This is a genomic window from Pseudophaeobacter profundi, from assembly GCF_029697505.1.
Classification (GTDB): domain Bacteria; phylum Pseudomonadota; class Alphaproteobacteria; order Rhodobacterales; family Rhodobacteraceae; genus Pseudophaeobacter; species Pseudophaeobacter profundi.
In genome coordinates, this window is the sequence record NZ_JARJEF010000002.1 from 424,820 (window position 1) to 450,419 (window position 25,600).

The 25,600-nt window shown below is 59.3% G+C and carries 25 protein-coding genes and 1 tRNA gene; 13 read left to right on the top strand and 13 right to left on the bottom strand.

From position 1 onward, the window contains the following. Nucleotides 1–60: 60 nt before the first annotated feature. The 5 genes from P2081_RS05190 to lsrA all read right to left on the bottom strand — a co-directional run bounded on the left by P2081_RS05190 (nucleotide 61) and on the right by lsrA (nucleotide 5,881). The gene (locus P2081_RS05190; RefSeq protein WP_278921806.1) at nucleotides 61–1,302 is read right to left on the bottom strand and encodes a class II aldolase/adducin family protein; all 1,242 of its coding nucleotides are present in this window, start codon (nucleotides 1,300–1,302) and stop codon (nucleotides 61–63) included. Between the two features lie 68 nt (nucleotides 1,303–1,370). Further along, on the bottom strand, nucleotides 1,371–2,387 hold the full coding sequence (gene lsrB / locus P2081_RS05195; protein WP_278921807.1) for an autoinducer 2 ABC transporter substrate-binding protein LsrB: 1,017 nt from the start codon (nucleotides 2,385–2,387) through the stop codon (nucleotides 1,371–1,373). Between the two features lie 35 nt (nucleotides 2,388–2,422). Continuing rightward, nucleotides 2,423–3,406 carry an ABC transporter permease subunit gene (locus P2081_RS05200; protein WP_278921808.1) on the bottom strand — a complete coding sequence of 328 codons (984 nt, stop codon included), beginning with the start codon at nucleotides 3,404–3,406 and terminating at the stop codon, nucleotides 2,423–2,425. After that, nucleotides 3,403–4,413: an ABC transporter permease subunit gene (locus P2081_RS05205; RefSeq protein WP_278921809.1), complete on the bottom strand. Its 1,011-nt coding sequence runs from the start codon at nucleotides 4,411–4,413 to the stop codon at nucleotides 3,403–3,405. Before P2081_RS05205 ends, P2081_RS05200 begins: the two co-directional genes overlap by 4 nt. After that, nucleotides 4,406–5,881, bottom strand: a complete 1,476-nt coding sequence (lsrA, locus tag P2081_RS05210) for an autoinducer 2 ABC transporter ATP-binding protein LsrA (RefSeq protein WP_278921810.1) — start codon at nucleotides 5,879–5,881, stop codon at nucleotides 4,406–4,408. The genes P2081_RS05205 and lsrA overlap by 8 nt, the downstream gene beginning before the upstream one ends. A 246-nt stretch (nucleotides 5,882–6,127) precedes the next feature. Here lsrA and P2081_RS05215 point away from each other — a divergent pair, with 246 nt between their 5' ends. Genes P2081_RS05215 through P2081_RS05225 form a run of 3 tightly spaced genes read left to right on the top strand, consistent with a single transcriptional unit; the run spans nucleotide 6,128 to nucleotide 8,944 of the window. Continuing rightward, nucleotides 6,128–7,066, top strand: a complete 939-nt coding sequence (locus P2081_RS05215; protein ID WP_278921811.1) for a sugar-binding transcriptional regulator — start codon at nucleotides 6,128–6,130, stop codon at nucleotides 7,064–7,066. Nucleotides 7,067–7,068: 2 nt separating this feature from the next. Further along, nucleotides 7,069–8,598: an autoinducer-2 kinase gene (gene lsrK / locus P2081_RS05220; RefSeq protein WP_278921812.1), complete on the top strand. Its 1,530-nt coding sequence runs from the start codon at nucleotides 7,069–7,071 to the stop codon at nucleotides 8,596–8,598. A 37-nt stretch (nucleotides 8,599–8,635) separates the two neighbouring features. Next, nucleotides 8,636–8,944 carry an antibiotic biosynthesis monooxygenase gene (locus tag P2081_RS05225; RefSeq protein ID WP_278921813.1) on the top strand — a complete coding sequence of 103 codons (309 nt, stop codon included), beginning with the start codon at nucleotides 8,636–8,638 and terminating at the stop codon, nucleotides 8,942–8,944. A gap of 205 nt (nucleotides 8,945–9,149) precedes the next feature. On the opposite strand, the gene P2081_RS05230 is transcribed toward P2081_RS05225, so the two are convergent. Then, the gene (locus tag P2081_RS05230; RefSeq protein WP_278921814.1) at nucleotides 9,150–9,839 is read right to left on the bottom strand and encodes an ArsR/SmtB family transcription factor; all 690 of its coding nucleotides are present in this window, start codon (nucleotides 9,837–9,839) and stop codon (nucleotides 9,150–9,152) included. Between the two features lie 76 nt (nucleotides 9,840–9,915). Here P2081_RS05230 and P2081_RS05235 point away from each other — a divergent pair, with 76 nt between their 5' ends. From P2081_RS05235 to P2081_RS05250, 4 genes are all read left to right on the top strand, one after another. Then, the gene (locus P2081_RS05235; protein ID WP_278921815.1) at nucleotides 9,916–10,245 is read left to right on the top strand and encodes an NIPSNAP family protein; all 330 of its coding nucleotides are present in this window, start codon (nucleotides 9,916–9,918) and stop codon (nucleotides 10,243–10,245) included. Continuing rightward, the gene (locus P2081_RS05240) at nucleotides 10,242–10,583 is read left to right on the top strand and encodes an antibiotic biosynthesis monooxygenase family protein (protein WP_278921816.1); all 342 of its coding nucleotides are present in this window, start codon (nucleotides 10,242–10,244) and stop codon (nucleotides 10,581–10,583) included. Before P2081_RS05235 ends, P2081_RS05240 begins: the two co-directional genes overlap by 4 nt. A 166-nt stretch (nucleotides 10,584–10,749) precedes the next feature. Continuing rightward, the gene (locus P2081_RS05245; RefSeq protein ID WP_278921817.1) at nucleotides 10,750–11,298 is read left to right on the top strand and encodes a YaeQ family protein; all 549 of its coding nucleotides are present in this window, start codon (nucleotides 10,750–10,752) and stop codon (nucleotides 11,296–11,298) included. A 226-nt stretch (nucleotides 11,299–11,524) separates the two neighbouring features. Beyond that, nucleotides 11,525–12,052, top strand: coding sequence for a universal stress protein (locus tag P2081_RS05250; RefSeq protein WP_278921818.1), 528 nt, complete (start codon nucleotides 11,525–11,527; stop codon nucleotides 12,050–12,052). Nucleotides 12,053–12,084: 32 nt separating this feature from the next. Here P2081_RS05250 and P2081_RS05255 read toward each other — a convergent pair whose 3' ends face one another. Then, nucleotides 12,085–12,819, bottom strand: a complete 735-nt coding sequence (locus tag P2081_RS05255) for an NYN domain-containing protein (protein WP_417699982.1) — start codon at nucleotides 12,817–12,819, stop codon at nucleotides 12,085–12,087. Between the two features lie 548 nt (nucleotides 12,820–13,367). On the opposite strand from P2081_RS05255, the gene P2081_RS05260 reads away from it, so the two are divergent. Beyond that, nucleotides 13,368–13,442, top strand: a tRNA-Asn gene (locus P2081_RS05260). Between the two features lie 193 nt (nucleotides 13,443–13,635). Here the strand turns inward: P2081_RS05260 and P2081_RS05265 are convergent. Continuing rightward, nucleotides 13,636–16,284: a hybrid sensor histidine kinase/response regulator gene (locus P2081_RS05265; protein ID WP_278921820.1), complete on the bottom strand. Its 2,649-nt coding sequence runs from the start codon at nucleotides 16,282–16,284 to the stop codon at nucleotides 13,636–13,638. A 68-nt stretch (nucleotides 16,285–16,352) separates the two neighbouring features. After that, nucleotides 16,353–16,895, bottom strand: a complete 543-nt coding sequence (locus tag P2081_RS05270; protein WP_278921821.1) for a putative pterin-binding protein — start codon at nucleotides 16,893–16,895, stop codon at nucleotides 16,353–16,355. A gap of 390 nt (nucleotides 16,896–17,285) precedes the next feature. Between P2081_RS05270 and P2081_RS05275 the strand changes: the two genes are divergently transcribed. Then, complete coding sequence (locus tag P2081_RS05275) at nucleotides 17,286–17,900, top strand: response regulator transcription factor (RefSeq protein ID WP_278921822.1); 615 nt, start codon at nucleotides 17,286–17,288, stop codon at nucleotides 17,898–17,900. Between the two features lie 38 nt (nucleotides 17,901–17,938). On the opposite strand, the gene P2081_RS05280 is transcribed toward P2081_RS05275, so the two are convergent. Continuing rightward, nucleotides 17,939–19,210 carry a cytochrome P450 gene (locus P2081_RS05280; protein ID WP_278921823.1) on the bottom strand — a complete coding sequence of 424 codons (1,272 nt, stop codon included), beginning with the start codon at nucleotides 19,208–19,210 and terminating at the stop codon, nucleotides 17,939–17,941. 136 nt (nucleotides 19,211–19,346) lie between these two features. On the opposite strand from P2081_RS05280, the gene P2081_RS05285 reads away from it, so the two are divergent. Continuing rightward, a complete protein-coding gene (locus P2081_RS05285; RefSeq protein ID WP_278921955.1) occupies nucleotides 19,347–19,685 on the top strand; it encodes a TfoX/Sxy family protein in 339 nt (112 codons plus the stop codon). Nucleotides 19,686–19,786: 101 nt separating this feature from the next. On the opposite strand, the gene ndk is transcribed toward P2081_RS05285, so the two are convergent. Next, complete coding sequence (gene ndk / locus P2081_RS05290; protein WP_278921824.1) at nucleotides 19,787–20,209, bottom strand: nucleoside-diphosphate kinase; 423 nt, start codon at nucleotides 20,207–20,209, stop codon at nucleotides 19,787–19,789. A gap of 123 nt (nucleotides 20,210–20,332) precedes the next feature. Then, nucleotides 20,333–21,535, bottom strand: coding sequence for a multidrug effflux MFS transporter (locus tag P2081_RS05295; RefSeq protein ID WP_278921825.1), 1,203 nt, complete (start codon nucleotides 21,533–21,535; stop codon nucleotides 20,333–20,335). A gap of 212 nt (nucleotides 21,536–21,747) precedes the next feature. Here P2081_RS05295 and P2081_RS05300 point away from each other — a divergent pair, with 212 nt between their 5' ends. The 3 genes from P2081_RS05300 to P2081_RS05310 all read left to right on the top strand — a co-directional run bounded on the left by P2081_RS05300 (nucleotide 21,748) and on the right by P2081_RS05310 (nucleotide 24,887). Further along, nucleotides 21,748–23,616 carry an ABC-F family ATP-binding cassette domain-containing protein gene (locus P2081_RS05300; protein WP_278921826.1) on the top strand — a complete coding sequence of 623 codons (1,869 nt, stop codon included), beginning with the start codon at nucleotides 21,748–21,750 and terminating at the stop codon, nucleotides 23,614–23,616. Continuing rightward, nucleotides 23,613–24,236, top strand: coding sequence for a MarC family protein (locus tag P2081_RS05305; RefSeq protein WP_278921827.1), 624 nt, complete (start codon nucleotides 23,613–23,615; stop codon nucleotides 24,234–24,236). The genes P2081_RS05300 and P2081_RS05305 overlap by 4 nt, the downstream gene beginning before the upstream one ends. A 69-nt stretch (nucleotides 24,237–24,305) precedes the next feature. Continuing rightward, nucleotides 24,306–24,887 carry a retropepsin-like aspartic protease family protein gene (locus tag P2081_RS05310; protein ID WP_278921828.1) on the top strand — a complete coding sequence of 194 codons (582 nt, stop codon included), beginning with the start codon at nucleotides 24,306–24,308 and terminating at the stop codon, nucleotides 24,885–24,887. A gap of 249 nt (nucleotides 24,888–25,136) precedes the next feature. Here the strand turns inward: P2081_RS05310 and P2081_RS05315 are convergent, their stop codons facing one another. Then, nucleotides 25,137–25,595 (bottom strand): DNA polymerase III subunit chi, encoded by a 459-nt coding sequence (locus tag P2081_RS05315; protein WP_278921829.1) that lies wholly within the window; start codon nucleotides 25,593–25,595, stop codon nucleotides 25,137–25,139. Nucleotides 25,596–25,600: the final 5 nt, after the last annotated feature.

A 25,600-nucleotide genomic window follows, 5' to 3' on the forward strand; every position in this document is an offset into this window, starting at 1 on the left:
AGGACTGGTCGGCCGGAGCAGGTACCGTTCCCTTCGCACCGGCACCTGCATTGCTCCAAGTCACTTTTGAAGCTTTGCCTGCTCCAACGACCAATACTCCATATCAAACAGGTCCGCCTCGGAGATCGGGGCAAAGCGCTTGTAATCTTCCGCAGCATTCACGATCCGCGCGGTCTGCTCAAACAGATCGCCCGCGATACGCGCCGCTTGGTCGTTGGCGCCCAGGCCAAAGATCCCAAGCCCCGGCACCAACACAACGCGCGGCGTAGTATCCAGCATGACTTTCGGCTCGGATGCTTTGGGGGCGTTGCGATTGAAGTAAGCGGCATATTCTTCCGCGTAGGCATCCAGCGCCGCGTCAACCTGGGCAAGGTCGGCACCTTCTTCAACAATCATGCCAAAGGGCTTAATACGGATAACGTGATCCGGCGTTGCGGTGCCACGGCGCGACAGCTCTGCCAGATTGCCCCGAGACAGGTAGCTGCGGATGGATGGGCCGGTGCGAAAATCCATCGCAGGCTCTGCCCCCAAATCGCGCCGCGTCGCCAGCGCGCCGCGCAGGGTTTCCGCCAACCCCTTGGGCGCATCACGGTCTGTCACTTCGGGACCGGGCACCTGAATGCCGCGTTCAGCCAGATAGTCCTCGGCCATGGTGACAAAGGCAATCATCAGCTCATAGCTGGCCTGTGCGGTCTCGGCAAAGGTGAACAGGCCATGCTGCTCCAGCCACAATCCCTCAACCGACGGGTCGCGCGCCAGCGCATCCTTGCAGGCATGGCTCAACGAATAGCCCGGCATCACATAGGGCACAAACCCGACGCGACCGCCGTAAATTTCTGCGACGACCGTTTCCATGTCTTGCTGATCCGCCAGGGCAAGGATTGCGGTCGCATGGGTGTGGTCCACAAACGCATGCGGCATATAAGCATGCAGCAAGGCCTCGATCGATGGGTTGGGGGCGTCCTGATCCAGCAGATACCGGCGCAGATAGGCCACCATGTCCTCATCAGACATATGCGCGACATCGCGGGTCTTCAGCAGCGGTGCAAGCCACATCGCGGGCAAGCCCGGTGCCTCGATGTCACCCAGATCCCAGCCGGAGCCTTTCACATGAATGATCGCCCCGCCTTCGGCGTCGGGAATTTTGACGGAGGTATTGCCGCCCCCGTGCAGCACCAGATCTGGCTCCTGGCCAATCAGGCGCGAGCTGTAGACCCGCAAGCCAAGCGCGGCGGGCTGGCCCTGTGCCTCGGCGGCATCGATGAACTGTTGTGCCTCGGTGTCATTCCATCTGGACTGCATATCGGTTTCCCTGAAAGTCTGCGCAGGGATGCATGATGCACCCCTGCTGATTGTATTTATGACTTCGATCAGAAGTCAAAGTTGTCGATGTTTTCTGCGGTGAACACGGTGCGTTCAGGCAGCAGGACGATGCCGTTGCCCTCGGCTTCGTAGTCATAGCCCTGCACCGCGTTCGGCGAGACCTCAACTTCGCCGATGCCGGGCACGTCAATCTTGTCGCCCACATTCAGCGGGCCGTTTGCCAGCACATGTGCCGCAACCGCAACCGAGATCGCGCCCTGCTGGGTCACGTCCCACAGGCCGAACCGCTCAACCGTGCCGCGCTTAACATAGGGGCGCATCACGTTTGGGGTGGAAAAGCCCACGATGGTCACATCGCCGCCACGCTCCAGATTCTCAGCGGCCTGCGCAGAGGCCGGAAGCGCGTTGGCATCGGGCGCGATGATCACATCGAGATCCGGATAAGCGGACAGGATGCTTTCCGCAGTTTGCAGCGATTTCTGCGCGTCGTTGTACCCGTACTGCGTGGTCACAACCTCCCAACCGGGGTGCTCGGCGGCGATCTTGGCCTTGGCCGCTTCGGCCCAGGCGTTCTGATCGGTCACGGTCGGTGAGGAGTAGAAGAAGGCAACCTTGGCGTTTTCCTTACCTTCCAGACCGTCATCGGCCATGTCCACCAGAAGGCCACCCAGCTGTGCCGGCGTACCCTGGTTAACATAGTAGGAGCGGCATTCCGGGTTCACATCGGAATCCCAAGTCATCACCAGAACATCGCGCGCCATTGCCTGCTTCAGTGCCGGGCACAGACCATCGGGCGAGACCGACGACAGGATCACCGCGCCATATCCCTGGTTGACGAAGTTGTTCACGAACTGAACCTGGCCGGACACGCTCGGCTCGGTCGGGCCGTCATAGGTCACATTGACCCCCAGCTTGTCGCCCATCTCGGTGGCACCATTGCCGCCCGAGGTGAAGAAGCCGACACCGACGAGCTTGGGAACAAAGGCGATGTCCGCAGCGGTTGCTGCCGTGGTCATCATCAGGCCAGCCGCGATTGTGCTGAGCAGTTTTGCAGTGGTCTTCATTGTGGTTTCCTCCTCCATTGGAACCTGTGCCCGGATCAGTCGGCCTGCGCCGAGCGCTCCGGTAAAAACTCTCGCAGCAGCGCAGCCCCGTGGCGCAGCGCAACGACAAGAACCAGCAACGCCCCGGACAGCGCGCTGGAAATCTGGCTGGGGACACCGCTCATTTGCAGGCCCTGTTGCAGATATCCGATGATGAATGTGGCGATGACCGTGCCCAGCACTGATCCCTTGCCGCCATAGATGGACGCACCACCCAGAACCGCGGCGGTGATCGCGGGCAGCAGCGTCGCGCTGCCCAGATCCACCCGCGCCGAGCCGAAATAGGCCGACAGCATGATCCCGGCGAGCGCGGCAGCAAGGCCGGTCAACACGTATGTCATAAGCTGCACCCGAAACACCGGCATGCCGGAATGGCGCGCGGCATTCTCGTTGAGGCCGATCTGGAAAACCAGACGCCCAAAGCGGGTCAGGTGCAGCAATACCAGCAGCACCGCCGCAAAGCACAGGAAGACAAACAGCGGCATCGGCAGACCCATCACCTGCGCATAGCCAAGCGCTGTGAACCCTGCCGGAAAACCGCCGATCCCCTCGTAGCCATTTGCACCCACAACACCGGACAGAACTGTCGCCGCGCCCGAAAACATGTAGAGCGACCCCAGCGTCACCACGAGCGGCTGCAACCGCGTCAACCGGATGATGGTGGCGTTCAGAACACCTGCAAGCGCCCCGGTGGCAAAGCCCACCAGCAACGACAGCGGCAAAGGCTGACCAAAGAAGTTGGCGATGCCAAACGCAATCGCAGCAAGCCCCACGGTTGAGGCAAAGCTCACATCGATGCCACCTGCGATGATCACCAGCGTCAACGGCACGGCGACGATGCCAACCTGCACAAAGTCCGAGGTTCCAAACAACAAAGAGCTGGGACGCAGGAAGCGCGGGTTGATCATGCCGAAGATCAGAAGTTCGGCCACCAGAATGGCCAGCAGGAGCACCTCCCACCGCATCACATAGCGTTTCATGCTGCGTCCTCCAGCGGTTGGGATTTCTGTTCCGTATTGCTGCCTCGGCGATAGCGTGCGGCCCGGTCGCGGGCCTCCAGCGCGATGCGCAGCCGTCCATCGATCAACAAAACGCCCAGCAGCATCGCACCGCCAATCAGGTCGTTCCAGTAGGCCGGTATTTTCAGGAACACGAGAGAGGTGTCGATCGAGGTGAAAAAGATCACGCCGATCACTACACCACCAACGGAACCAACCCCGCCCAGCAGGCTGATCCCACCCAGCACCAGCGCCGCAATCGCACGCAGCTCAATCCCGCTGCCAGCCTGATTGGGCACAAATCCGATCTGCGCCGCAAAGGTGATCCCGGCCAGCGCATACATCGCGCCCGCCCAGGCAAAGGCCAACAGCTCAATCCGCCGTACCGGCAGGCCCAGATGATGCGCCGCCTCACGGTTGTCGCCGGTCACCATCACCCAGCGCCCCCGCCTGCTTCGCAAGAACCACCAGACTGCGACGATCACCAATGCGGTGATAATCCCCATGATGGAAAGCCCGCCATAGGATTTCGCACCAAGCGACTTGAGCGCCTCGGGGAGTTCCTCGATCCACTCACCTCCGGTAGCAATCAGCATGACCCCGCGAAACAGGCCAAGCGTGCCGAGCGTCGCCACGATGGATGGTACACCAAGCCCAGCCACCAGCAGACCATTCACCACCCCGGCACAGATCCCTGCCCCAAGCGCGAAGCCAAGCGCCAGCGGCAGCGCAAACCCATCATTAAGCGCCAGCCCCAGCACCACCGCAGACAGCCCAAGGATGGAACCACCCGAGACATCGATATTGCGCGTCAGGATGACCGGAAAGATCCCCAAGGCAACCAGCATCAGCACCAGCCCATTGGACCAGATGATGGTGGCCGTCCCGGCCGACAGGAACCCCGGCGCGGCCAGCCCGACCAGCAACAGCACGGCCACGGTGACAAGAAACAGGGTCGCGACACGGTCGCGGGCGATCCGCTCAAACATGCTCGGCCTCCTGGGCCTCAAAGGCCAGTTGTGAGATTTCATCCGGGGTTGCCCCAGCGGGCAGCTCTCCCGCCACATGACCGCCAGCCATCACCGTGATCCGGTCCGACAGGCGCACCACCTCGTCAAAATCTGACGAGATCAGCAGCACCGAGGTGCCCTGGGCCGCAAGCTCTTCGATGATGCGGTAGATATCGTTGCGCGCGCCTACATCGACGCCGCGGGTGGGTTCGTCCAGAATCAAAAGCTTCGGTTCGGCCGCAAGGCATTTGGCCAATAGAACCTTTTGCTGGTTGCCACCCGAAAGGCTTCCTGCCGGTTGATCCGGGCTGGCACATTTAATTCCCAGCATGTCGCGGTACTGGGCAAAGCGCTTGCGCTCAGCATTGGGGCGCAGGAAGAAGGGCAGCCGGTCATGAACAAAGGACGAGGCATTCCAAAACAGCGGTGCCGCAAGAAACAGCCCGTATTGTTGCCGATCCTCGCTCAGATGCACAATGCCCTGACGCACAGCGTCACTGGGGGAGTTTGCCAGAAATGCCTGCCCCTCAAGTATGACATCTCCACTACCGCGCGGGCGCAGACCAACAAGGGTCTCGGCCAGCTCGGTGCGCCCTGCCCCGACCACACCAGTCAGCCCCAGCACCTCACCGCGGCGCACCTCAAACGAGATATCGACAAAGCCTTCACCGCTGAGCGCATCGAGCGACAACACCACCCCGCGTGAGATCTGCTTGCCAGCACCGCGCGCTTCCAGCTCTGTCACACCCGGGCTCATCGCGGTCAGAATATCGGCGTCCGTGCTCTGGTCCATGCCAGCGCTCAACACCACATTGCCGTCGCGCAGCACCGTTATCCGGTCACAGACCGCACGCAATTCGTGCAGCTTATGTGAAATGAAAACCAGCCCGTGACCCGCAGCCCGCAGTGCCTGCATGCGCGCAAACAGGGTCTGCACCTCATGCGGCGTCAGGGCTGAGGTCGGCTCATCCAGGATCAGCACCTTCGCCTCGCGGATGAGGCCACGCAGGATTTCTACGATCTGACGGTCGGCAATCTCCAGCGTTGCGGCCTTGGTATCCGGCGACAGGGGCACGCCAATCTGCGCGATCAGCTCTTCAACCCGTGCGCGATAGGCAGCAGAAGGCTTGGGCAGGCCGATACAGATGTTTTCAAGCACCGACTGGTTCGGGAAAATATGTGCCTCCTGAGGCACCAGATAGAGCCCCATCGCCAGCGCCTGCGCGGGGGTCGCAGGCTCCAGTGGAGCATTGGCAATCCGCACCTCGCCACCGCTGGCCTGCACCAGCCCTGCGAGTATTTTCATCAACGTGGACTTGCCCGCCCCATTGCCGCCCAACAGCGCATGAATTTCCCCGGCACGCACCGAGAAATTCACCCGCTTCAACACCGGGACGCCAGCGTAGCTTTTTGACACAGAGTCCAGCTCTGCAAGCACAGGTTCCATAACGCCTCCTCAACGTTATCGGCTCTGCCGCTGAAGCGCTGATCCGGAACCCCTATCTGGATTCGCCAATTTGATCATCTGTTAGCGACATCATCATTTGTTCAGCATAATCAAATCCTGTCAACCGCCTTGAATCGCAAATTTTGCAATTTCACTCACCTGAACCGCCCAACAAGAAGCGGATTGACTTGAACAAATGATCTGTCATTAGTTAAATGATCTTGTGAGCCGTGGAGGAAGGCCCCTATGACCGACCAGACAACAAACGACGCTGACGAAGCGCTGCTGGCACGGGTGGCCTGGCTTTACTACAACGACGGCCTCACCCAGAGCGAAGTCGGTGAGATCCTCAACCTGTCCCGCATCAAGGTCTCGCGACTGCTGGATGCCGGGCGCACCTCCGGGCTGATCCAGCTGCGAATCAATTCGCGGCAGCGTGGATGCCTGGAACTGGAAAGCCGCATGAAGCAGCAGTTCGGACTGAGCGATTGCCGCGTCATTCCCGAAAGCCCCATCGACGATACCAATATGCGCATCGGTCAGGCTGCAGCGCAGTATCTGATGCAGAAGCTATCTCCCGGCGACAGCCTGTCGGTTGGCTGGGGCGACACCGTCACCCATTCCATCCGCATGCTGGGCTACACCGCACAGGAGCGTGGGGTTGGACTGTACTCCCTGACCGGTGGCGTGCAGACCTATGTGGAAGGCATGCGCGAGGCCAACTGGCACCGCAATGTCAACATCATCCCCGCACCGCTGGTGGTCTCCACCCCCGAACTGGCGCAGGCGCTCATGCAGGAACCAACTGTGGCCACTCTGATGGCCAAGGCGCTTGAGGCGGACTACAAACTCGTCGGCATCGGCGGCATCAGCGAGACGGCAACCGTGGTCAGCCATGGCTATATCCCACCGGGCGAAATTGACCCGCTGCGCCGCGGCGGCGCGCGCGGTGATATCCTGTGCCGGTTCTATGACCGCAGTGGCGCAGGCCTCGCCCTGCCCCTGCATGAACGCGTGATCGGTGTGGATCTCGACCAGCTGCGCAATTCCAGCAAGGTCATCGGTGCCGCAGGCGGCGCCACCAAGGTGGGCCCGATACTGTCCGCCCTGCGCGGCAAGATCGTCAGCATTCTGGTCACGGATGAACCCACCGCCCTCGCCCTTCTCGACGCAGCAGAGGTCTGAACATGACATACTATCTGGCAATTGACGCAGGCACCGGGAGCGGCCGCGCAGTCCTGTTCGACGACACTGGCGCAGAAATCTGCGCATCGGGACAAGAATGGTGGCATGCCTCAGACCCGCGCTACCCCGGCTCAATGGATTTCGACACTGCAGGTAACTGGGCCACGCTCGCCCGTTGCTGCCGTGAAGTGATTGCCAAGTCCGGCATCGACCCCAAGGATATCAAGGCCGTCAGCGCCACCGCCATGCGTGAAGCCTTTGTGTTGCACGACAAGACAGGCGCAGAAATCTGGGCCTGCGCAAATGTCGACGCCCGCGCCAGCCAAGAGGTGCGCGCGCTCAAGGCAGATCATCCGGATCTGGAACAGGACATCTATGCACGCTCTGGGCAGACCTACGCGCTTGGCGCATTGCCGCGGCTGATCTGGCTGCGCAAACATATGCCCGAGGTGCTGGAGCGCGCTCAGTCCCTGACCATGCTATCAGACTGGGTGCTGTATCGCCTCTCAGGCGCACTTACCTCGGAGCCGTCAAATGCAGGGACTACCGGCCTGATTGGCCTACAAAACCGTGCCCCGTTGCGCGATGTGTTTGATCGCATGGACCTGCCCACGGGCCTAATTCCGCGCAAGGCCAGCACCGGCGAGGTCATCGGGGAGGTACACTTATCCGCCGCCAAAGAAACCGGTCTTGCGCCCGGCACACTGGTGGTTGCAGGCGGTGGCGATTGCCAAACCGGCGCACTGGGGTTGGGCGTGGTCAATGAAGGCGATTGTGCCGTTCTGGGCGGCACCTTCTGGCAACAGGTGGTCAATGTACCTCTCAGCCTGACGGACCCGACCATGAACCTGCGGATCAACCCGCATGTGGTGCCTGACCTCAACCAGGCCGAGGCGATCAGCTTTTTCACTGGCGCGGTGATGCGCTGGTTCCGCGATGCCTTTGGCCAGGGCAAGAGCTACAGCGAACTGGAAGCCGCATCCAAATCCGTACCACCAGGCGCCTACGGTATCATCCCGATTTTCTCCGACGTGATGCGCTATGGTGAATGGTTCCATGCCGCGCCGTCGCTACTGAACCTGTCGATCGACCCGGAACGCGCTGGCCCCGAAGCAATCTTCCGCGCGTTGCAGGAAAACGCCGCCATCGTCGCGCATCGCAACCTCGAAGCGGTGTTTGATCTGACTGACCGGCGTCCGCAGCGGATCATCTTTGCCGGTGGAGCCTCAAAATCGGCCCATTGGTCGCAGATCCTTGCAGATGTGACCGGGCTGACCGTGGCCACCCCGCGCGTCAAGGAAGCCACCGCGCAGGGCTGCGCCGCCGCAGCGGCAACTGGCGCGGGCCTGTTTTACTCGCTCCGCGAAGCCGGAAATGCCTGGTCCCAGATAGAGGCCGAGTTTACCCCAAACCCGGACCTTCACGCGCTCTACTCCGACGCCAGCGCCCGCTGGGCCAAGGCCTATGCGGTGCAGCGCGAACTTGTTACCTCACATGTAACAACCTCCATGTGGCAGGCCCCCGGCACCTGACGCCGCACCCATTCAGAAAACTCCCGAAAGGATTCCCATGCTTATTCAACTGGTCAACATCAAGGTACAGGACGGCACACGAGATACCTTCCTTGAGGCTTTCACCATCAACTGCAATGGCACCCGCGAGGAGCCGGGCAATATCCGCTTCGACCTGCTGCACGACCCCGAGGATGTAAACAATTTCTTCGTCTATGAGATCTTTGAAAGCGAAGCGGCGCTGGATGAGCACCGCAAAACCGCACATTACCAAACCTGCGTTGAAATGATTGATCCGATCACTATTGGCGGCCGGACCAAGACCTATTTCACCCCTATTCTGGTTCAGGGAAAGGAAATGCTCTAAATACTGCTGAATTTGTCCGGTAAGCGGGACGATCTTCTTCCTGAAGGGATTGGACTTATCATTGCCCGTCAGGACAGCGAGCCTGGAAGTAGGCTTTTGACCGCCTCTTCCAGCCTTCCACCGACGAAGTTGCGATAGCATGGCGAGATTTCTTGTCGCGCGCAGGCCCTGTCTACGCGCGACCTGCACCACTGGACAGGTCCCGCTAGGGGTGAGCGACCGGAAACAGGCGATGGAAGGCGACAGCCCCCGGATCCGAAAAGGAAACGATACGGGTCTTTTGATCGCGTTTAGCCCAGGTCAGGTCTTCAAACCGGGTCAGGAACGCGCGGCCAAGGCTGCCCGCCAGATGCGACCGTCGCTCGCTCCAGTCCAGGCATTCCCGGCAGAGCGGAGCACGCGCCCGCTGTAATGCTTCTGCGTCAATCTCAAAATCTGATACAAAAGCCAGCCCTGACTGGGTCAGCGCCAGGTCTGCGCCCTCAAGAACAAGATGCCCCTGAGCGATCAGACTATCAAACATCTGCGTCCCCATGTCTCCGGCGAGATGGTTGTAGCAAACCCGCGCCCTGCGCAGTTCCGCATCCTTCGGACCCGTGCGTTTCCGTAGATGTCCGGCGCCGACCGCCAGCCCCATCAACCCTTCTAGAACATGGGCGACCTCATCACTGGCAAGCGAAAAATACTTGTGCCGCCCCTGCTTGCGCGGGCGTAGCAGCCCACCGGCATCCAGTTTTGACAAATGCGAACTGGCGGTCTGGATCGTAACTCCGGCCTCTTGCGCCAGTTCGCTCACCGTCAGGGCCTTACCGCTCATTAGGGCGGTCAGCATGTTGGCGCGCGCGGGGTCGCCGATCAGCGTGGCGACCTGGGCAATATCTGGACCTTCTTTCATACTTCGACCCTAGTCGAAACATTCAGGCCGCGCAATCGACTAGCGTAGTGGCACGACACCTATGAAAGAGACAGCCATGCTAACCTGTATAATTCGCTACCACATCGACCCGACAAAAAAGGCCCAGTTCGCGCAATACGCCCGAAACTGGGGGCAGGCCATCCCGCGCTGCGGCGCTGATCTGATCGGGTATTACGCCCCACATGAAGGATCTTCGACGCTGGCCTATGGCATCTACAACCTGGCGAGCCTTGCAGACTATGAAGCCTACCGAGCGCGCCTTGCGGCGGACCCGCTGGGACGGGAAAACTACGAATTCGCGCAGAAAGAGAAGTTCCTGCTGCGCGAAGACAGGACATTCCTGAAATGCGTATCTACGCCGCACGGGCCCGGTGCGGTCCGATGATTGCAGTCATATTTGAGGTTGAACCAGCGCCGGGGCGCAAAGGCGATTATCTAGACATCGCTGCCCAGATACGCCCAATGCTGGACGAGATCGAAGGTTTCATTTCCGTCGAGCGGTTCCAGAGCCTGACGAATGCGGATAAGATCCTGTCCCTGTCGTTTTTCGAGGATGAAGCCGCAATTGCACGCTGGCGCAATCTGAACGCGCATCGCGCTGCGCAATCGCAGGGACGAGACGGCGTTTTTGCCAACTACCGCCTGCGCATCGCCAGTGTCATCCGGGACTACGGCCTGTATGACCGCGACGAAGCGCCGTCTGACAGCAAGGCAGCACATTGATGATTGCCCCCATTGCAGTGGCCTAGCAGCACCTGCGCGGCAGCGATGTCGTCCGAACAAAACCCCATCGCTGCCGCATCCCTTCTGTTGGCCATGTCACTTTATCGCTTTCACAAAGCCACCAGACGCACTAGGCATCCCCATCTACGCAAATTTGGGACAGACCATGGCGCAAAAATCCACCATCTATAAAGTTGAACTCTCCGTTTGCGATATGGACCGTCACTATTACGAGACCCACAAACTGACCGTTGCCAAACACCCGTCCGAAACAGACGAACGGCTGATGGTGCGCCTTCTCGCTTTTGCGCTGAATGCGCATGAACAATTGGAACTGACGCGCGGCCTGTCAACGGATGACGAGCCAGACATTTGGCAAAAAAGCCTGAGCGGCGAGCTTGAATTATGGGTGGCGTTAGGCCTGCCTAGCGAGAAGATCGTGCGCCAGTCCTGCGGCAAAGCCAACGAGGTGATTATCTATTGCTACGGCGGCAAACCCGCTGAGATGTGGTGGGAGAAGATCAAAAACAGCACCACTCGGTTTGATAATCTTCAGGTTATAAATTTTTCCGAGACCGACACCCGCAACCTGGAAAAACTCGCAAGTCGTTCAATGCGGCTGCAGGTCAATATTCAGGACGGTGAAGTGATGGTCAGTGTTGATGATAACATCGTCTATGTGACCCCGGACAAATGGAAAAGCTCAGATCACTGATCTGTCGATCGGCCCGCCCCAACAGCAGCCACCACCAGCCGCGGTGACGCGCCATAGCCTGCAAAAGAACACCTGAACCCCACCGCTGCGCCAACCTCAGATCATGGGGGAAAGCTGTTTCCCAATGCAGGTCTTCGGAATATGTGCCGGGTCTTGACCGGCATCAATGCATCTGAAGACCGCGCTCTTTAGTCTCTCTCTCATCACACAAAAGGGAGAGGGAGACATGATTTCCAGTATCCTCGTCGCAACGGACGGCTCAAAAACGGCGGACCGAGCGGTTGGTTTGGCAGCCGAGCTTGCCGCAAAGCTTAGTGTCCCGCTGACTGTCGGTCACGTATTGCAGCATAGTGCGCAGGTAGAAGAATTGAGCCGCATGGCTGAAGTTGAGCACTTGGTACACCATGTCAAATCGCAAAAGCCGTTTCACCTGGGTGACATTCCGTCCAACATGGATGCCCTGTTCTCCAATGATCTCACTGGCGCAGAGCGCGAGAGAGTAATCGCGGTGATCGGTGACGAAATCGCAGCCCGCGCTGCCAGCCATGCCAAAGAGTTGGGTGCCAAGACCGTCTCAACCCGTGTAGTGAATGGCAATTACGATGACGGCATTCTCGGCATGGCAAAAGAGGTTGGTGCAGACATGATCGTGATCGGCCACCGAGGGCTGGGACCGATAAAACGCATTTTCCAAGGCAGCGTGTCGCAGAAAGTCAATCAGCAGGCCGATTGCACGGTGGTCACGGTGCACTGACCGCTTGGCACAGGCATGAAATGGTCAGAAACTCAGTCCAACCGGCGCACCAAGATCTGGTTGCCCTCGCCGCGTCTGGTTTCAAAGGTTTTCAGCGTTGATATCAGATCGCTGAGTTTACGTTTGCCATAGCTGCGGGTGTCAAAATCAGGTGCAGCGGCGCTGATATACTGACCGATCTGCCCTAGTGTGAACCATTCGTCATCCTGATTGATTGCATCCATGGCGCGCTTCACCAGCTTGCTTGGGTCTTCCAGTTGCGCCGGCGCGCCAACCAGGGCTTCTTCCTTTTGCGGCTTTGGTTTTTGTGATGTCTTTGTTGGCTCAGGCGTCAGGTTCTCGACATAGATGAAACGCTTGCAGGCCTTTACAAATGCAGCCGGGGTTTTGCGCATTCCCATGCCAAAAACATCCACGCCTTGTTCGCGTATTCGGCTGGCCAGCCGGGTAAAATCACTGTCAGAGGAAATCAGGACAAAGCCGTCAAACCGACCGGAATGCAGGATATCCATCGCATCAATGACCAAAGCAATATCCGAGGCATTCTTGCCTGTGGTATTGGCGAACTGCTGGTGCGGCACAATGGCCAAAGCCGCCAGCTTTTCCTTGGTCCAACCCTGCGCACCGTTACCAGAGAAATCGCCATAGATACGGCGAATACTGGCCTCGCCAAGCGAGGCGATCTCTTCGAACATGACCTCTGCATGTTTGGCAGAGATATTGTCCGCGTCGATCAGGACGGCCAGAAGTGGGGGTTTGGGTGCAATTACCACGGCATGGAACTTTCTCTTGGCAGATGAAATGGCGACAGATACGCCAATATTTTCAGCATGAAACAGTCCCACATCATCGTGATACTGTTGGCGAACATTGCTCTGTTTGCAGGGGCCTGACCGCGCGCAACGCGACAAAGCCTCTACTATCCTGCTCGCCTTTCAGAGGGTTACAATAGCAGATCCCCTTGGCGAGGTCAGGTCAGTTAGACCCTATCTTGAACCATGATGCAATTGAACAGGGAATACGGCAGGCGCTGTGGGCGGCGCAGACCTGATGGCACACATCCGCAGGAAACAGCCGAACAGCCAATGCTTTTGCGGTTCAGCGTCAGGGCACAGCCATGGATGCAATACGCTTCTCTGCGCAAGTCGCGTGCAGACGCCGCGAACGCGCTTGCACTGCAACCGCATGACCATCCCAAAACCGCAGGCCGCGCCCCTCTCCTGTGGCGCCTGGTAAAGAGGTTGGAAAAAAACTTTCGACATATGCGGTTTTCCTCTGGACGCGCAAAAACCGCAAAGCTATATCGGGCCCATATTCCGGCGTAGCTCAGCGGTAGAGCAGTTGACTGTTAATCAATTGGTCGTAGGTTCGATCCCTACCGCCGGAGCCAAAGATTTCAAGGGCTTAGAGGCTACGCCTCTAGGCCCTTAATCTATTTTGGGGACACCGGGGAAACGAACATTCAAGCGCACCTCACGTTCTGAATTACAGGTGTTCACCTGGCCTGATTGATCCAGCGGTACCAACGCTGATGTGCAGCCGATGAACTGCGCGAACGGTCACGGCCTGGGCAAGCGCGCACACTACGCCGTATGGGCGGGCTGTGTCAGATGCGCCTGCAACATCGGCTCTACCATCTGCCAGCTGCTCTCAAGCGCGGCAGCGGCGGGTGGCGCGTCAGTTGGTAGCATCTCGATGTCACTCAGGGCACTGCGCAGCTCTGCCAGCCCCAGAACAGCTGCCGATCCCGCGAGGCGATGGGCCTCTTTGCGCTGCGCCATTTGCAATGCTGAGCCAGCCTGAATCTGAGTGATGAACTGCGTAACCTCGGCAATGAAGGTCTGCAGGAAGCCCTGGGCACGTTCGGGGCCAAGCGTTTCGAAAAACTGGATAATATCGGATTGGCCGCGTGCTGGCTGTGCGCTTGTAGCCTGCGGAGCCGACGCGATCAAAGCGGACGAACCCTGCGCGCGGCGCAGCACGAGCGCCGCCAAATCCAGCCCGCTGATTGGTTTGGTCGCCACCTCGGCAAACCCTGCCGCAAGAATCCGGGCATGGTCCTCTGGCCCGGTATGGGCGGTCAGCGCGACGATCTCGACCCCTTCGGCCAGTTGCCCGGCACGAATTCGGTGGATCGCTTCGATCCCGTCCACCTCTGGCATGCTGATATCCATCAGGATCAGGTCAAATTTCTGCATGCGGCAGGCCTCGACCGCCTGCGCCCCACCAGCGGCGGCGGTAACCTGATGCCCCTGGCTCTGCAACATCTGCTGCAGTAATTCGCGGTTGATATCGTTGTCTTCCACCACCAGGATTTTGAAGCTGCACTCCAGCGCAGGCCTGTCCTGTGCGCGCTCTGGGGTTTGCTTGGCCTCCAGCGTCAAGGGCAGGGTCAGGGTGAACAGGCTGCCCTCGCCCAATTCGCTCTCGCAGGTGATGTTGCCGCCAAGAGAGTCAACAATACGGCGCGTGATGGCCAGGCCAAGGCCGGTTCCCTCGCTGCCGCGCCCAAAGCTGGCATCAAGGGTGATAAAATCCTCAAAGATCCGTTTCTGGTCCTGCGGTGCTATCCCAGCACCGGTATCAGAAATATGAAAGGCAATCTGGCCGGGGCTTGTACTGTGTTCAACATCGACCGTGATCTGCCCGTCGCTTGTGAATTTGATCGCATTGCCAATCAGATTTAGCAGCGCCTGCTGCAGCGCCCGCACGCGACCCACGACATAATCGCCGCCCTTTATATTATAGTTCAGGACCAACTGGTTGCCCCGGTTAGACGCCGAGGCCTTCTGGCTCTCGACCAGGCCATCAAGGATCTGCCGCAGATCAAAGGCACTGGCCTCTTCGGAGGCAACCCCGGCCTCTAGGCTCGACAGTTGTAAGATATCGTTGACGTGGTTCAGCAGCAGCTCTCCGGAAACCTGCATTGCATTCAAATAGCGCAGCTGCTCTTCATCGGGGTCAGTCAGATGCAGCAGATCAACCGCCCCCAGAATGCCCGTCAACGGTGTGCGCATCTCATGGCTCATCACTGTCAGCAGATTTGCCTTGGCCTGTTCACCCGCCAGGGCATCATCGCGGGCGCGCCGCAGCGCTTCTTCGGCGGCGATCCTATCGGAAATGTCACGAATATAGCTGACAACCACCAGATCCGCCTGGCTGCGGCTCACCGAAAGAGACAGCTCGACCGGAAAGACCTCGCCGGATTTGCGGAGCGCGTCCAGCTGCACCCTGCCGTTGCCGACAAGGCGCGGCTCGCCGGTTTGCCAATAGCGATCCATTCCCATCCGATGGGCTGCCCGCAGATGCGGCGGAATGATCAGGCGCTCCATGTTGGCGCCAATCGCCTCGTCGCGGCTGTAGCCAAAGATTGTCTCGGCAGCGCCATTGAAGGCAAGGATCGTCCCCTTCCGGTCCACCACGAGAATGGCGTCCAGCGAAGAAGAGATCATCGCCTCCATCCGGGACAGCGCCTTGCTGCGTTCCATCGCCAGGGCTCGACCCCGGCGATACATCCCCCCCAAGAGCAAGGCGGTGATGGCCAAAGCAACAACAAGCGCCACCACGACAAACGCCATACGCGACAGCAGGGCAAAAAGATTCAAGCGCTTGCCTTCGGCACCTTTGACCTGCATGGACACGCCGAGCAGCGCCAGTTCGCGTACCTCATCGCCGTTGCCCTGCAACTGCGCCAGGATCTCAGCTCGGTTTTGCATCAACTCTGCATCCGGCACGTCAATCAATTCCACCAGAGTTTCGCGCCGGGCCTCAAGGCGGTGCAGCACCCTGCCCCCGCGATCACTGTTGCGCATATCCGCAAAAAGCGGCCCCTCAACAAAGGTATTGATACGGCTGTAATAGATATCAAATTGCCGCCGCACCTTCGCCAGATCTGCGGGTTCCACCACCAAGAGCGTTTCGGATTGCAGCTTCAGGTGCTCGACCTCGGCCTGCGACAAAACCCATTGCATATTATCAGTGGCTGCAGCGGACAGGCCATCAAGGCGTTGCACCACCTCCAGCCCCATCCTCACGGCCTGCACTGCAAGCAGCGGCAAGATCACAAGCGCAAGAAAAAACAAGACCTTGGTGATGCGAGGCCAGCCCCCTGGCAGCAGAACGACAGGCTTGCGACCAAAAGGCCAAGCTGCAGAGAAGACCCCGCGCAATCCTGCGGGGGCGACAGTCTCTGTGGTGCGCGTCTGTTGGGCCTGTCGGCTGGTCTGCATCATATCACTCAGCCATCTTGGCCTTTCTTGTCAGGCGACCTGCGTCTCGCAGCATCAGCCAGTTCCAATGATCACTGCAGCGTCGTCTCAACAATCAGCCGGTCCAGTTGCCAGACACTGCGAGAATAGGTTGCCTCACTGCGATAGGCTGCATTGCTGTCATAGGGATAAACCACCCACAACGGCCCCTTGTTTCGTAAAGACATTAGCTTGCCATTGCGTTGAAAGGCAATCATCGCGCCGCCCTCAACGGCATCCGATACTGGCACTTCCACCATATAATCATTCACCGCACGCGCCTTGATACTGGTGGTCTTGAGGCCCTGTTCCTGCTGCAGCCGTGCCAGGATATCGACCAAAGGCACCCCGGTAAATTCTTGCGGTCCGGTTGTCCAAATTGTCGCCGTTGTAAAGCTCTCGATGTCAAAGCCCTGCAGATCCTGGAGAGAGAGGCTTAGCAGCGGCGAGGTGCCGCCTTCCTGGGCCACTGTCAGCAAAACAGGTTCCTGCCCGGACTGGGTCTCTGCCCGCGCCATGCCAATGTCACCTGTTGCTGACAGGCCAAGCAGGCCACACAAAAAGGCCAACGAAAATATCATCTTCCAGCGTTTCATATGTTTCTCTCCAACTTTCCGACGGCCCCGTTTGCGCATCACCTGATGCCGCAGCCTAGGGGCCAGACGTTTATCTGTCATAAACCCTGACACATCTGGTGCGAACACTCATCCACGCCTCAGGATACCGGGCCTATCCTTCCGTATAGGGCCAGTACCCGACACCCAGAAAGACCAGGAAAGATCGACAACCTTGGCAGATTATAAAGGTCACCAACTCCCCCACATTATATGACTGCCCATACCAACACCCCGCTCTACAACCACAGTCAGAGCACAGATTGCTCGCCCGCAAAGAAGCGCAGAGAATTGTCCTGAAAACTTTATGGAATTGAAAGACTTCTAGTTGTACGTTCTGAGTGAACCCAGTTGAACAGGTCACAGAAATTCATGCGTATCCTGCTAGCAGACGACCACGATATGGTCCGCGAAACCATCTCTGCCTATCTCGAAAGCAAAGGCGACGCGATCGTTGCTTTGGCCACCGACATCGACGGGGCGTTGCGCACAATCCGCGATGCGGGGCCGTTTGATCTCGTGTTGCTGGACTATCAGATGCCCGGAATGAACGGGCTGGTGGGGCTTAGTGCTGCGATCGAAGCCAATGGCGGCAAGGGTGTCGCCATCCTGTCCGGCAGTGCTCCGGCCAAAACCGCGCAAGAAGCGCTCAAACTGGGGGCAATTGGCTTTATTCCCAAAACCATGGGGGCGCAGTCACTTCTCAATGCGGTTCGTTTCATGGTCGCCGGAGAGGTCTATGTTCCGGTTGATCTGATGCGCGAAGAGGCCACACCATCAACCCATCCGCTGGCAGAGAAGCTCAGCCAGCGTGAATTTCAGGTGCTGGAAGGGCTTTGCAAAGGCCTGGCCAACAAGGAAATCGCCCGCGACCTGGATCTGCAGGAAGTGACGATCAAACTGCATATGCGCACCCTGTGCCGCAAGCTGGATGCAAAAAACCGCACCCAGGCCGCGATGGCTGCCAAAGAGGCCGGCCTGTTTTAGACACTGCGCCCGCCTGCAGGCCATCTGCCTGGCCCTGGTCATCCCTCGGCGGGGTGCCCATCTGTCCCGGACAAGCGCGTCGGCAAGGCTGCGTAGCCGCGAAAACGCATGCGCCCACCATCCCGCCGCCCCGGCAGAATGCTGTAGTCGGGAAAGCGTGCAAGAAAGCGTTCCAGCGCAATTCTGCCTTCCAGCCGCGCCAATGTCAGCCCGACGCAGACATGCGGCCCGCCCGCAAAAGCAAGATGGCGATTTGGCTTGCGCGCGATGTCAAATTTGGTGGGCTCGACGAAAACCTCTGGGTCACGGTTGGCCGCGCCAATCACCAGATGCAGATTGCTGCCCGCCGGAATCGTCACCCCGCCAATCTCTACCTGATCCGTGGTTTCACGATTGCCCAATTGATTGGGCGAGCGATAGCGCAGCACTTCTTCGACTGCGGTTTTCATCAACTCTGGCTGCGCCAGAAGTCGCGCCTTTTGCACCGGATAGTCGTGCAAAAGGGCCAGTCCGTTTCCGATCAGATTTGTTGTGGTCTCATGCCCCGCATTCAGAATGAAAATGCAGTTCTGAATCAATTCTATTTCGCTCAGCCCCTCTGCCCCGTCCGGGCCTGTTTCGGCATTGATCAGCCGGGTCAGCACATCGGTTTCGGGATCACCAGGCGCCGCGCGTCGCCGCGCCACCAGATCGCCCAGATAGGCCTTGAACTCGGCAACGGCGCGATTGCCGCGCGCCAGGGTTTCAGCGCTGAGCGCGGGTTCCAGCGCGCCCAGAATGGCCAGAGACCAATCGCGCAGCGGGGCGCGTTCATCCGCGGGGACATCCAGCAGATTGCCAATGATCTCGATTGGAATGCAGGCCGCGAAATCCTCAATCAGGTCCACTTCCCCGCGGCTGTCCATCTGCGTCAGCAACCGGTCTACTGCGACAATCAACCCTGGCTCCATTCGGGCAATGGCACGCGGCGTCAAGGCCGATGTCATCACCCGGCGCACCCGCGTATGCAGCGGCGGGTCGGAAAACACCAAAGAGCTGGTGTGATGCTCAAAAAGTTCGGACTCCGGGCCAAATTTGGGGGCAAAGGCCGCCTTTTTGTCGGATGAAAACAAGGTCGTATCGCGGTATATCCGGTCAAGATCCGCATGGCGACTGACCACATAGGACCCATCCTTTTGTGGTAGCACTGGCGCCTGCGCCAAAAGCGCATCATAGATGGGAAAGGGATCTTCGACAAAGCCGTCAAAGGGCGCAGCAAGATCAAAATCTCTGACGTCAATCACCGGTGTGAAATCTGCGGATATGGGCAAGGTGGCTCCTCCGATAGAACTGCGCGCAGGGTCCGCCACCAAACCGCAACTGTCAATCACATCCGGCGCTGACAGAGGCCGCGAATTGGCAAAACCTTCGGGTGACAGCCCGGCAAACCCGGTCTATGTTCGCCCTATGTCCACACCGATTTCAACCATCCGCAATCTTGGCCCCGCCTATGAAGAGGCCTGTAAACGCGCCGGTATTCACAGCGCAGAAGAGCTGCGCAGCCTGGGTGCGGATAGCGCCTATGCACGGCTGCTGGCCAATGGCAGCAAGCCGCATTTCATTGGCTATTACGTGCTGGTCATGGCGCTGCAGGGACGGCCATGGAACGATTGCAAAGGCGAAGAGAAAAAGGCCCTGCGCAAACGGTTTGACGCCATCAAGGCGCATAGCTTTGACACAGGGCTTTCAGAGTTTGAGCGCATCCTGGATCAGATAGGCGTGATCGAGAAACCCGCAAACGCCTAGCGCAGGGCCTATCCAGCCAAAGGCGACATCGCCATAAAAAACGGGCCGCACCGGCACTAGACCGATGCGACCCGAATTTGTCCTCAGATCAAAGCGGTGGCTTAGCCGACCAGCTCCAGACCAGAGAAGAAGTAGGCGATTTCAACAGCAGCTGTTTCAGGTGCGTCGGAACCATGTACCGAATTTTCGCCAACGGATTCAGCAAATTCGGCGCGAATGGTGCCGGGTGCCGCATCGGCTGGGTTGGTGGCGCCCATGATTTCGCGGTTTTTCGCGATGGCGTTTTCACCTTCCAGAACCTGGCAAACGATAGGCTCGGACGACATGAACTCGCACAGTTCGTCATAGAAGGGACGCTCGGCGTGCACTTCATAGAATTTGCCGGCCTGTGCCTTGGTCAGCTGAATGCGCTTTTGTGCGACGATGCGCAGGCCAGCTTCTTCAAATTTGGCGTTGATCGCGCCAGTCAGGTTGCGGCGGGTAGCATCGGGTTTGATAATCGAAAAAGTGCGTTGCAGAGCCATCGGGAGTTCTCCATTTAAAACCGGCGCCAGAAATTCTGCGCCATATGATCGCGCGCCGCCTACCATGCCTGTAGGCACATGGGAAGAGGGAGAGTTGCGCGCCAGATCAAAAAGGCAACCGCCTTACGCGGTTTCCTCCAGCGGCTCATGGATATCCAGCCAGCGGACATAAAGGGCTGCGGCCAGGGCGCAGAAGCTGGACAGCAGGATGATCGACAAGACCATGAATGGTGCATTGTCAGGCGTCACCAAAAAGCCGGTTCCGGTGGTCATCAGCGCCCCCAGCGCCACCACAATGGCCCCCGACAGGCCCGAAGCACTGCCTGCCAGATGCGGCCGCACCGACATCAGGCCCGTGCTGGCATTGGCAACAGTCAGACCATTGCCAAAGCCCACCGCAATAGCAGAGCCAAAGAACACCAGCGTCGCGCCCTGCCCGGCCAGAAACAGGCTCAATCCAATCAGCGGGCCAACAACCGCCGCCAGACGCCCTGCAAGGATCAGCGAGATCAGCGGCACCCGCCGCGCCAGCAGGCCGGTAACAAAATTGCCAACCATGAACCCGCAGGTGATAATCCCGATCCCCACCCCCAAGAGCGCCGGGTTCAAATCGAACCAGGCCGCCGCCACCAAGGGCGCCCCAGTGATAAAGGCGTAAAACCCCCCGATGGAAAAGGCGAGACAGAAGCTATAACCCCAGAACCGGCGCGCGCGCAGCAGCTCTGGGTAGCTGCGCATCTGCGCCCCGAATGTGGCAGCCCGCTGGTGATTGGTTTCGCCCCAATCGCTCCAGCTAAGCAAGAGCACGCCAAGCCCCAGAACCGCATAGAGCACAAAGCCGGAGCGCCAGCCAAAGGCGATGTCCAATGCGCCGCCCAGCATCGGCCCAAGCATCGGTGCCAGCGCCATTGCCATGGTGACATAGCCCAGCTTGCTGGCCGCATCTGCGGTAGAGTACATATCACGGATGGCCGCACGTGACAGCACCTGCCCCGCCACCACGGCGCCCTGCAACATGCGAAAGCCCAAGAACACCCAGATTGATTCTGCCAGCACGCAACCCACCGAGGCCAGCGCAAATACCAGCATCGACGCCAGCAGAACCGGCCGCCGCCCATAGCGATCCGACAGCGGCCCCATGATCAGCTGCAAAACTGCCGACAGCGCCAGATACCCGCCAAGCGACAGGTTCACCAGGCTATAGCTGCTGTCAAAGTCGGCGGCGATCCGTGGCAGCGATGGCAGGAACATGTTCAGTGACAAAACCGCCAACGCGGTGCTGACGATCAGCGTCACAAGATGAGGAGCACTCTGCGCAGCCCGCATTATTTCACCAGAAAGTTGTCGCTAGGTGTCCCCCTGCTATCAGCAAGCCCTGCGCCAGACCAGCCCTGCCAATCCGTCGCGTGACGCAGCCTGCGCCGCAGCGATTTAGAAGGTGACAATCGGCGCCAGCCAGGCCCAAGAAGTGACTGAACCCACAAATGCCACCCGAGACGCATTGACAAGGCGCGGACACTGCGACAGTGGATGACCCCATGCTACGTATTCAGGATATCACCTATTCGGTTGAAGGCCGCCCTCTGTTCGAAGAGGCCAGTGCCACCATTCCCAACGGCCACAAAGTAGGGCTGGTGGGGCGCAACGGCACCGGCAAGACCACCTTGTTCCGCCTTATTCGCGGCGAGCTGGCGCTTGAGACGGGGTCGATCACCCTGCCGTCAAAGGCCCAGATCGGTGGCATCGCGCAAGAGGCGCCTTCGTCCAATGTGTCGCTGATCGACACCGTGCTGGCTGCCGCCACCGAACGGGCCGCCTTAATGGCCGAGGCCGAGACCGCAACAGATCCGACCCGCATTGCCGAGGTGCAGACCCGGCTGGCCGATATCGACGCCTGGTCCGCCGAAGCGCGCGCCGCCTCGATCCTCAAAGGTCTGGGGTTCGACGAAGAGGCACAACAGCGCCCCTGCTCTGACTTTTCAGGTGGCTGGCGGATGCGGGTTGCCCTGGCGGCGGTGCTGTTTTCCGAACCCGACCTGTTGCTGCTGGACGAACCGACCAACTATCTTGATCTCGAAGGCGCACTCTGGCTTGAGGCCTATCTGGTCAAATACCCGCACACTGTAATCATCATCAGCCACGACCGGGAACTGCTGAACCGGTCCGTGGGCGGCATCCTGCATCTGGAAGACCGACAGCTGACCTATTATGGCGGCAACTATGATCAATTCGCCCGCCAGCGCGCAGCCAACCGGGCCAATCAGGCGGCTCAGGCGAAAAAGCAAGACGCCCGGCGCGCCCATTTGCAAAGCTTCGTCGACCGCTTCAAGGCCAAGGCAAGCAAGGCAAAACAGGCGCAAAGCCGCGTCAAAATGCTGGAAAAGATGGAAACCATCCGCGCACCCGAAGATGCCGCGCGCACCGTTTTCACCTTTCCCACCCCGGAAGAGCTGTCGCCGCCCATTATCGCCACCGAGGGCGTCAAGGTCGGCTATGATGACAAGGTGATCCTGAGCAATCTGGATCTGCGCATCGACCAGGATGATCGCATCGCGCTGCTGGGCAAAAACGGCGAGGGCAAATCGACCCTGTCGAAAATGCTCTCGGCCCGTTTGGCACCGATGGGGGGCAAGATGGCGCAGTCCAGCAAGCTGCGCATCGGCTTCTTTGCCCAGCACCAGGTGGACGAGCTGTATATCGATGAAACCCCGCTACAGCACCTGATGCGCGAGCGCGCCAGTGAGGGCCAGCCGCGCCTGCGGGCGCGTCTGGCTGGATTTGGCCTTGGGGCCGACCAGGCCGATACCGAAGTGGGCCGTCTGTCGGGCGGGCAGAAGGCGCGCCTGTCTCTCTTGCTGGCCACCCTGGATGCGCCGCATCTGCTGATCCTCGATGAGCCGACCAACCACCTTGATATCGAAAGCCGTGAAGCTCTGGTCGAGGCGCTGACCGCCTATACCGGCGCGGTTATTCTGGTCAGCCACGACATGCACCTGCTCAGCCTGGTGGCCGACCGGCTCTGGCTGGTTTCCAAAGGCACCGTCAAACCATACGAGGGCGATCTTGCCTCGTACCGGGCGCTGCTTCTGGAGAAAGACAAGCCCGCGCCCAAGCCCAACGCCAAGGCCGCTAAAAAAGACAAGCCGAAAGCCGCACGCCCATCGCGTGAGGCGATTCTGGCCCTGCGCAAAGAGGCGCGCAAGTCTGAGGAACGGGTCAACAAGCTCACTCAGATGAAGGACAAACTGGATGTGAAGCTGGCCGATCCGGAGCTTTACGAACCCGAGAAAAAAGACGAAGCTCGGGTTTGGCAGGGCAAACATAGCGAAGTCATCGTGGCGCTGGAACGCGCAGAACTGCTTTGGATGCGGGCTCTGGAAAAACTGGAAAAAGCCGAGGCCCTATGATCGACACCGCCTTTTTGATCACCTCTTTTGTGACGCTCTTTGTGATCATTGATCCCATTGGCCTTACTCCGATCTTTCTGGCGCTGACACAGGGGGCCACCCCACAGGAACGTCGCTCTATTGCGCTGCGTTCCGCCTTGACTGCCATGGTGCTGCTGGCGCTGTTTGCCGCCTTTGGCGAGGCGGTGCTGGGCTTTGCCGGCATTTCCATGGCCGCCTTTCGCGTGGCGGGCGGTGTGCTGCTGTTTCTCACAGCGCTGGACATGCTGTTTGAACGGCGCACCAAACGGCGCGAACATCAGGGGGAAGAGGCCACTGCGGCAGAGGATCCATCCGTCTTTCCGCTGTCTATTCCGCTGATTGCAGGCCCGGGTTCGATTGCGACGGTGATCTTGCTATCGGGGCAAAAACCGGGGCTGGAAGGCTTTGCCCTGGTGATGTGCGTGGTGCTGAGCGTATTGGCGCTGATGCTGTTGATGTTTCTGGTCTCTGGTCTGTTCGAACGCGCAATTGGCAAAACCGGCATCAATGTGGTGACCCGCCTGTTGGGGATGCTGCTGGCAGCGCTGAGTGTTCAATTTGTGCTGGACGGGCTGCGCGATTTTGGCTTTGCCACCTAAACCGCCCCACCAGCCTGCCCCAACCACCCAAAGCGCCCCATAAGCCGTCACCAATAAAGGATCATACGCGTGGAAAATCTTGATTTTGGTCGCCTGATCTATCTGGTTCTGCTGCTCTGCGCGGTTGGCTCCTGGGTCTTTGTGCAAAACCGTCAGGGCCTAAGCAAAACCGTGCAGCAACTGGCAATCTGGGGTTTCATCTTTCTCGGCGTGATTGCGGCCTATGGGCTGTGGGGCGACATCCGCCACACCCTGCGCCCGCAGCAATCCGTCATGGGAGCCGCCGGGCAGGTCACGGTGCCACGGGCACCGGATGGGCATTACTATCTGACCCTGACCGTGAATGGCGCCGCGATAGAGTTTCTGGTCGATACTGGTGCCTCTGAGGTGGTGCTAAGCGCGTCAGACGCCCGCCGCGCCGGGTTTGAACCGGAAACTCTGGCCTATCTGGGGCGTGCCACAACCGCCAATGGCGAGGTGCGCACGGCGCCGATCCGGATCAAGGAGCTGGCCCTTGGCCCCATTCGCGACCAAAATCTGCGGGCCTGGGTCAATCAAGGAGAGATGGATAAATCACTTCTGGGGATGACCTATTTACAGCGCTGGTCCAGCATCGAAATCCGCAACGGCGCGCTGGTTTTAACCCGCTAGGCGGCCGCCAGATCACTGCCAGATCACCGTGTGATCTGTAAAGTTCAACCTTTTCTTGCGCATATGCGCTTGCAATTGGCGCATCAACTGTTGGGAAAACAGGGGCGGCAAGATACGTTGAATAAGGCACACAGGCGCGGAAAATTTCGGTCTCTGTCAGAACGGCCGCCGCAGAATCCGCGCAACGCGGCAAAAGATAATCAGATATGGCAGATAGCGGGGTTTGACATCAGGCGCTGCGGTTCAGGATCAAGCCTCTGCCTTCATCTCCCAGCGCCCCGATTCTTCGGACCAATACTGCGCCGAACAGCCGGCACCCGTCAGTGATTTCCATTGCAGACGCGCCTGTTGCACCGCGCCTTCGTCGGTTCCATCAAACAGGATGCAGACCCGTTGCAGGGCCTGCACCTCTTCTGGGGTGATCGGCGCGCCATCCACAGTCATCAAACAATCAGGTTGATTTGGGCTTGCTTGGCTGGTGGTCAGCAGGATGGGTTGCAGCGCATCATGGGCGCCGCCCGACAGGCCATGCGCCAGAAAACTATCAGCCCGCCCCTGCCATAGCGTTTCATCCAGCCAGGTCATGCGCCCGACGTCCTGGCCCCGCACTGCAATGCGCCAGCCCGCACCGCGCGCCTTTTGCAACAACACGGGCAGTGTCTCTTGCAGCGGGCGGCGGGTCAGGTGGTAGAAATAGGCGGCTCCCATTGTCG

Bases quoted from the DNA above. Each gene is read 5' to 3' on its own strand.
- ndk (WP_278921824.1), bottom strand. From the start codon at position 20,209: ATGGCTCTGCAACGCACTTTTTCGATTATCAAACCCGATGCTACCCGC.
- P2081_RS05300 (WP_278921826.1), top strand. From the start codon at position 21,748: ATGCTACGTATTCAGGATATCACCTATTCGGTTGAAGGCCGCCCTCTG.
- lsrK (WP_278921812.1), top strand. From the start codon at position 7,069: ATGACATACTATCTGGCAATTGACGCAGGCACCGGGAGCGGCCGCGCA.
- P2081_RS05205 (WP_278921809.1), bottom strand. From the start codon at position 4,413: ATGTTTGAGCGGATCGCCCGCGACCGTGTCGCGACCCTGTTTCTTGTC.
- P2081_RS05275 (WP_278921822.1), top strand. From the start codon at position 17,286: ATGCGTATCCTGCTAGCAGACGACCACGATATGGTCCGCGAAACCATC.
- lsrB (WP_278921807.1), bottom strand. From the start codon at position 2,387: ATGAAGACCACTGCAAAACTGCTCAGCACAATCGCGGCTGGCCTGATG.
- P2081_RS05240 (WP_278921816.1), top strand. From the start codon at position 10,242: ATGATTGCAGTCATATTTGAGGTTGAACCAGCGCCGGGGCGCAAAGGC.
- P2081_RS05200 (WP_278921808.1), bottom strand. From the start codon at position 3,406: ATGAAACGCTATGTGATGCGGTGGGAGGTGCTCCTGCTGGCCATTCTG.
- P2081_RS05215 (WP_278921811.1), top strand. From the start codon at position 6,128: ATGACCGACCAGACAACAAACGACGCTGACGAAGCGCTGCTGGCACGG.
- P2081_RS05190 (WP_278921806.1), bottom strand. From the start codon at position 1,302: ATGCAGTCCAGATGGAATGACACCGAGGCACAACAGTTCATCGATGCC.
- P2081_RS05235 (WP_278921815.1), top strand. From the start codon at position 9,916: ATGCTAACCTGTATAATTCGCTACCACATCGACCCGACAAAAAAGGCC.
- P2081_RS05285 (WP_278921955.1), top strand. From the start codon at position 19,347: ATGTCCACACCGATTTCAACCATCCGCAATCTTGGCCCCGCCTATGAA.
- P2081_RS05230 (WP_278921814.1), bottom strand. From the start codon at position 9,839: ATGAAAGAAGGTCCAGATATTGCCCAGGTCGCCACGCTGATCGGCGAC.
- P2081_RS05225 (WP_278921813.1), top strand. From the start codon at position 8,636: ATGCTTATTCAACTGGTCAACATCAAGGTACAGGACGGCACACGAGAT.
- P2081_RS05245 (WP_278921817.1), top strand. From the start codon at position 10,750: ATGGCGCAAAAATCCACCATCTATAAAGTTGAACTCTCCGTTTGCGAT.
- P2081_RS05250 (WP_278921818.1), top strand. From the start codon at position 11,525: ATGATTTCCAGTATCCTCGTCGCAACGGACGGCTCAAAAACGGCGGAC.
- P2081_RS05265 (WP_278921820.1), bottom strand. From the start codon at position 16,284: ATGATGCAGACCAGCCGACAGGCCCAACAGACGCGCACCACAGAGACT.
- P2081_RS05305 (WP_278921827.1), top strand. From the start codon at position 23,613: ATGATCGACACCGCCTTTTTGATCACCTCTTTTGTGACGCTCTTTGTG.
- P2081_RS05295 (WP_278921825.1), bottom strand. From the start codon at position 21,535: ATGCGGGCTGCGCAGAGTGCTCCTCATCTTGTGACGCTGATCGTCAGC.
- lsrA (WP_278921810.1), bottom strand. From the start codon at position 5,881: ATGGAACCTGTGCTTGCAGAGCTGGACTCTGTGTCAAAAAGCTACGCT.
- P2081_RS05270 (WP_278921821.1), bottom strand. From the start codon at position 16,895: ATGAAACGCTGGAAGATGATATTTTCGTTGGCCTTTTTGTGTGGCCTG.
- P2081_RS05315 (WP_278921829.1), bottom strand. From the start codon at position 25,595: ATGGGAGCCGCCTATTTCTACCACCTGACCCGCCGCCCGCTGCAAGAG.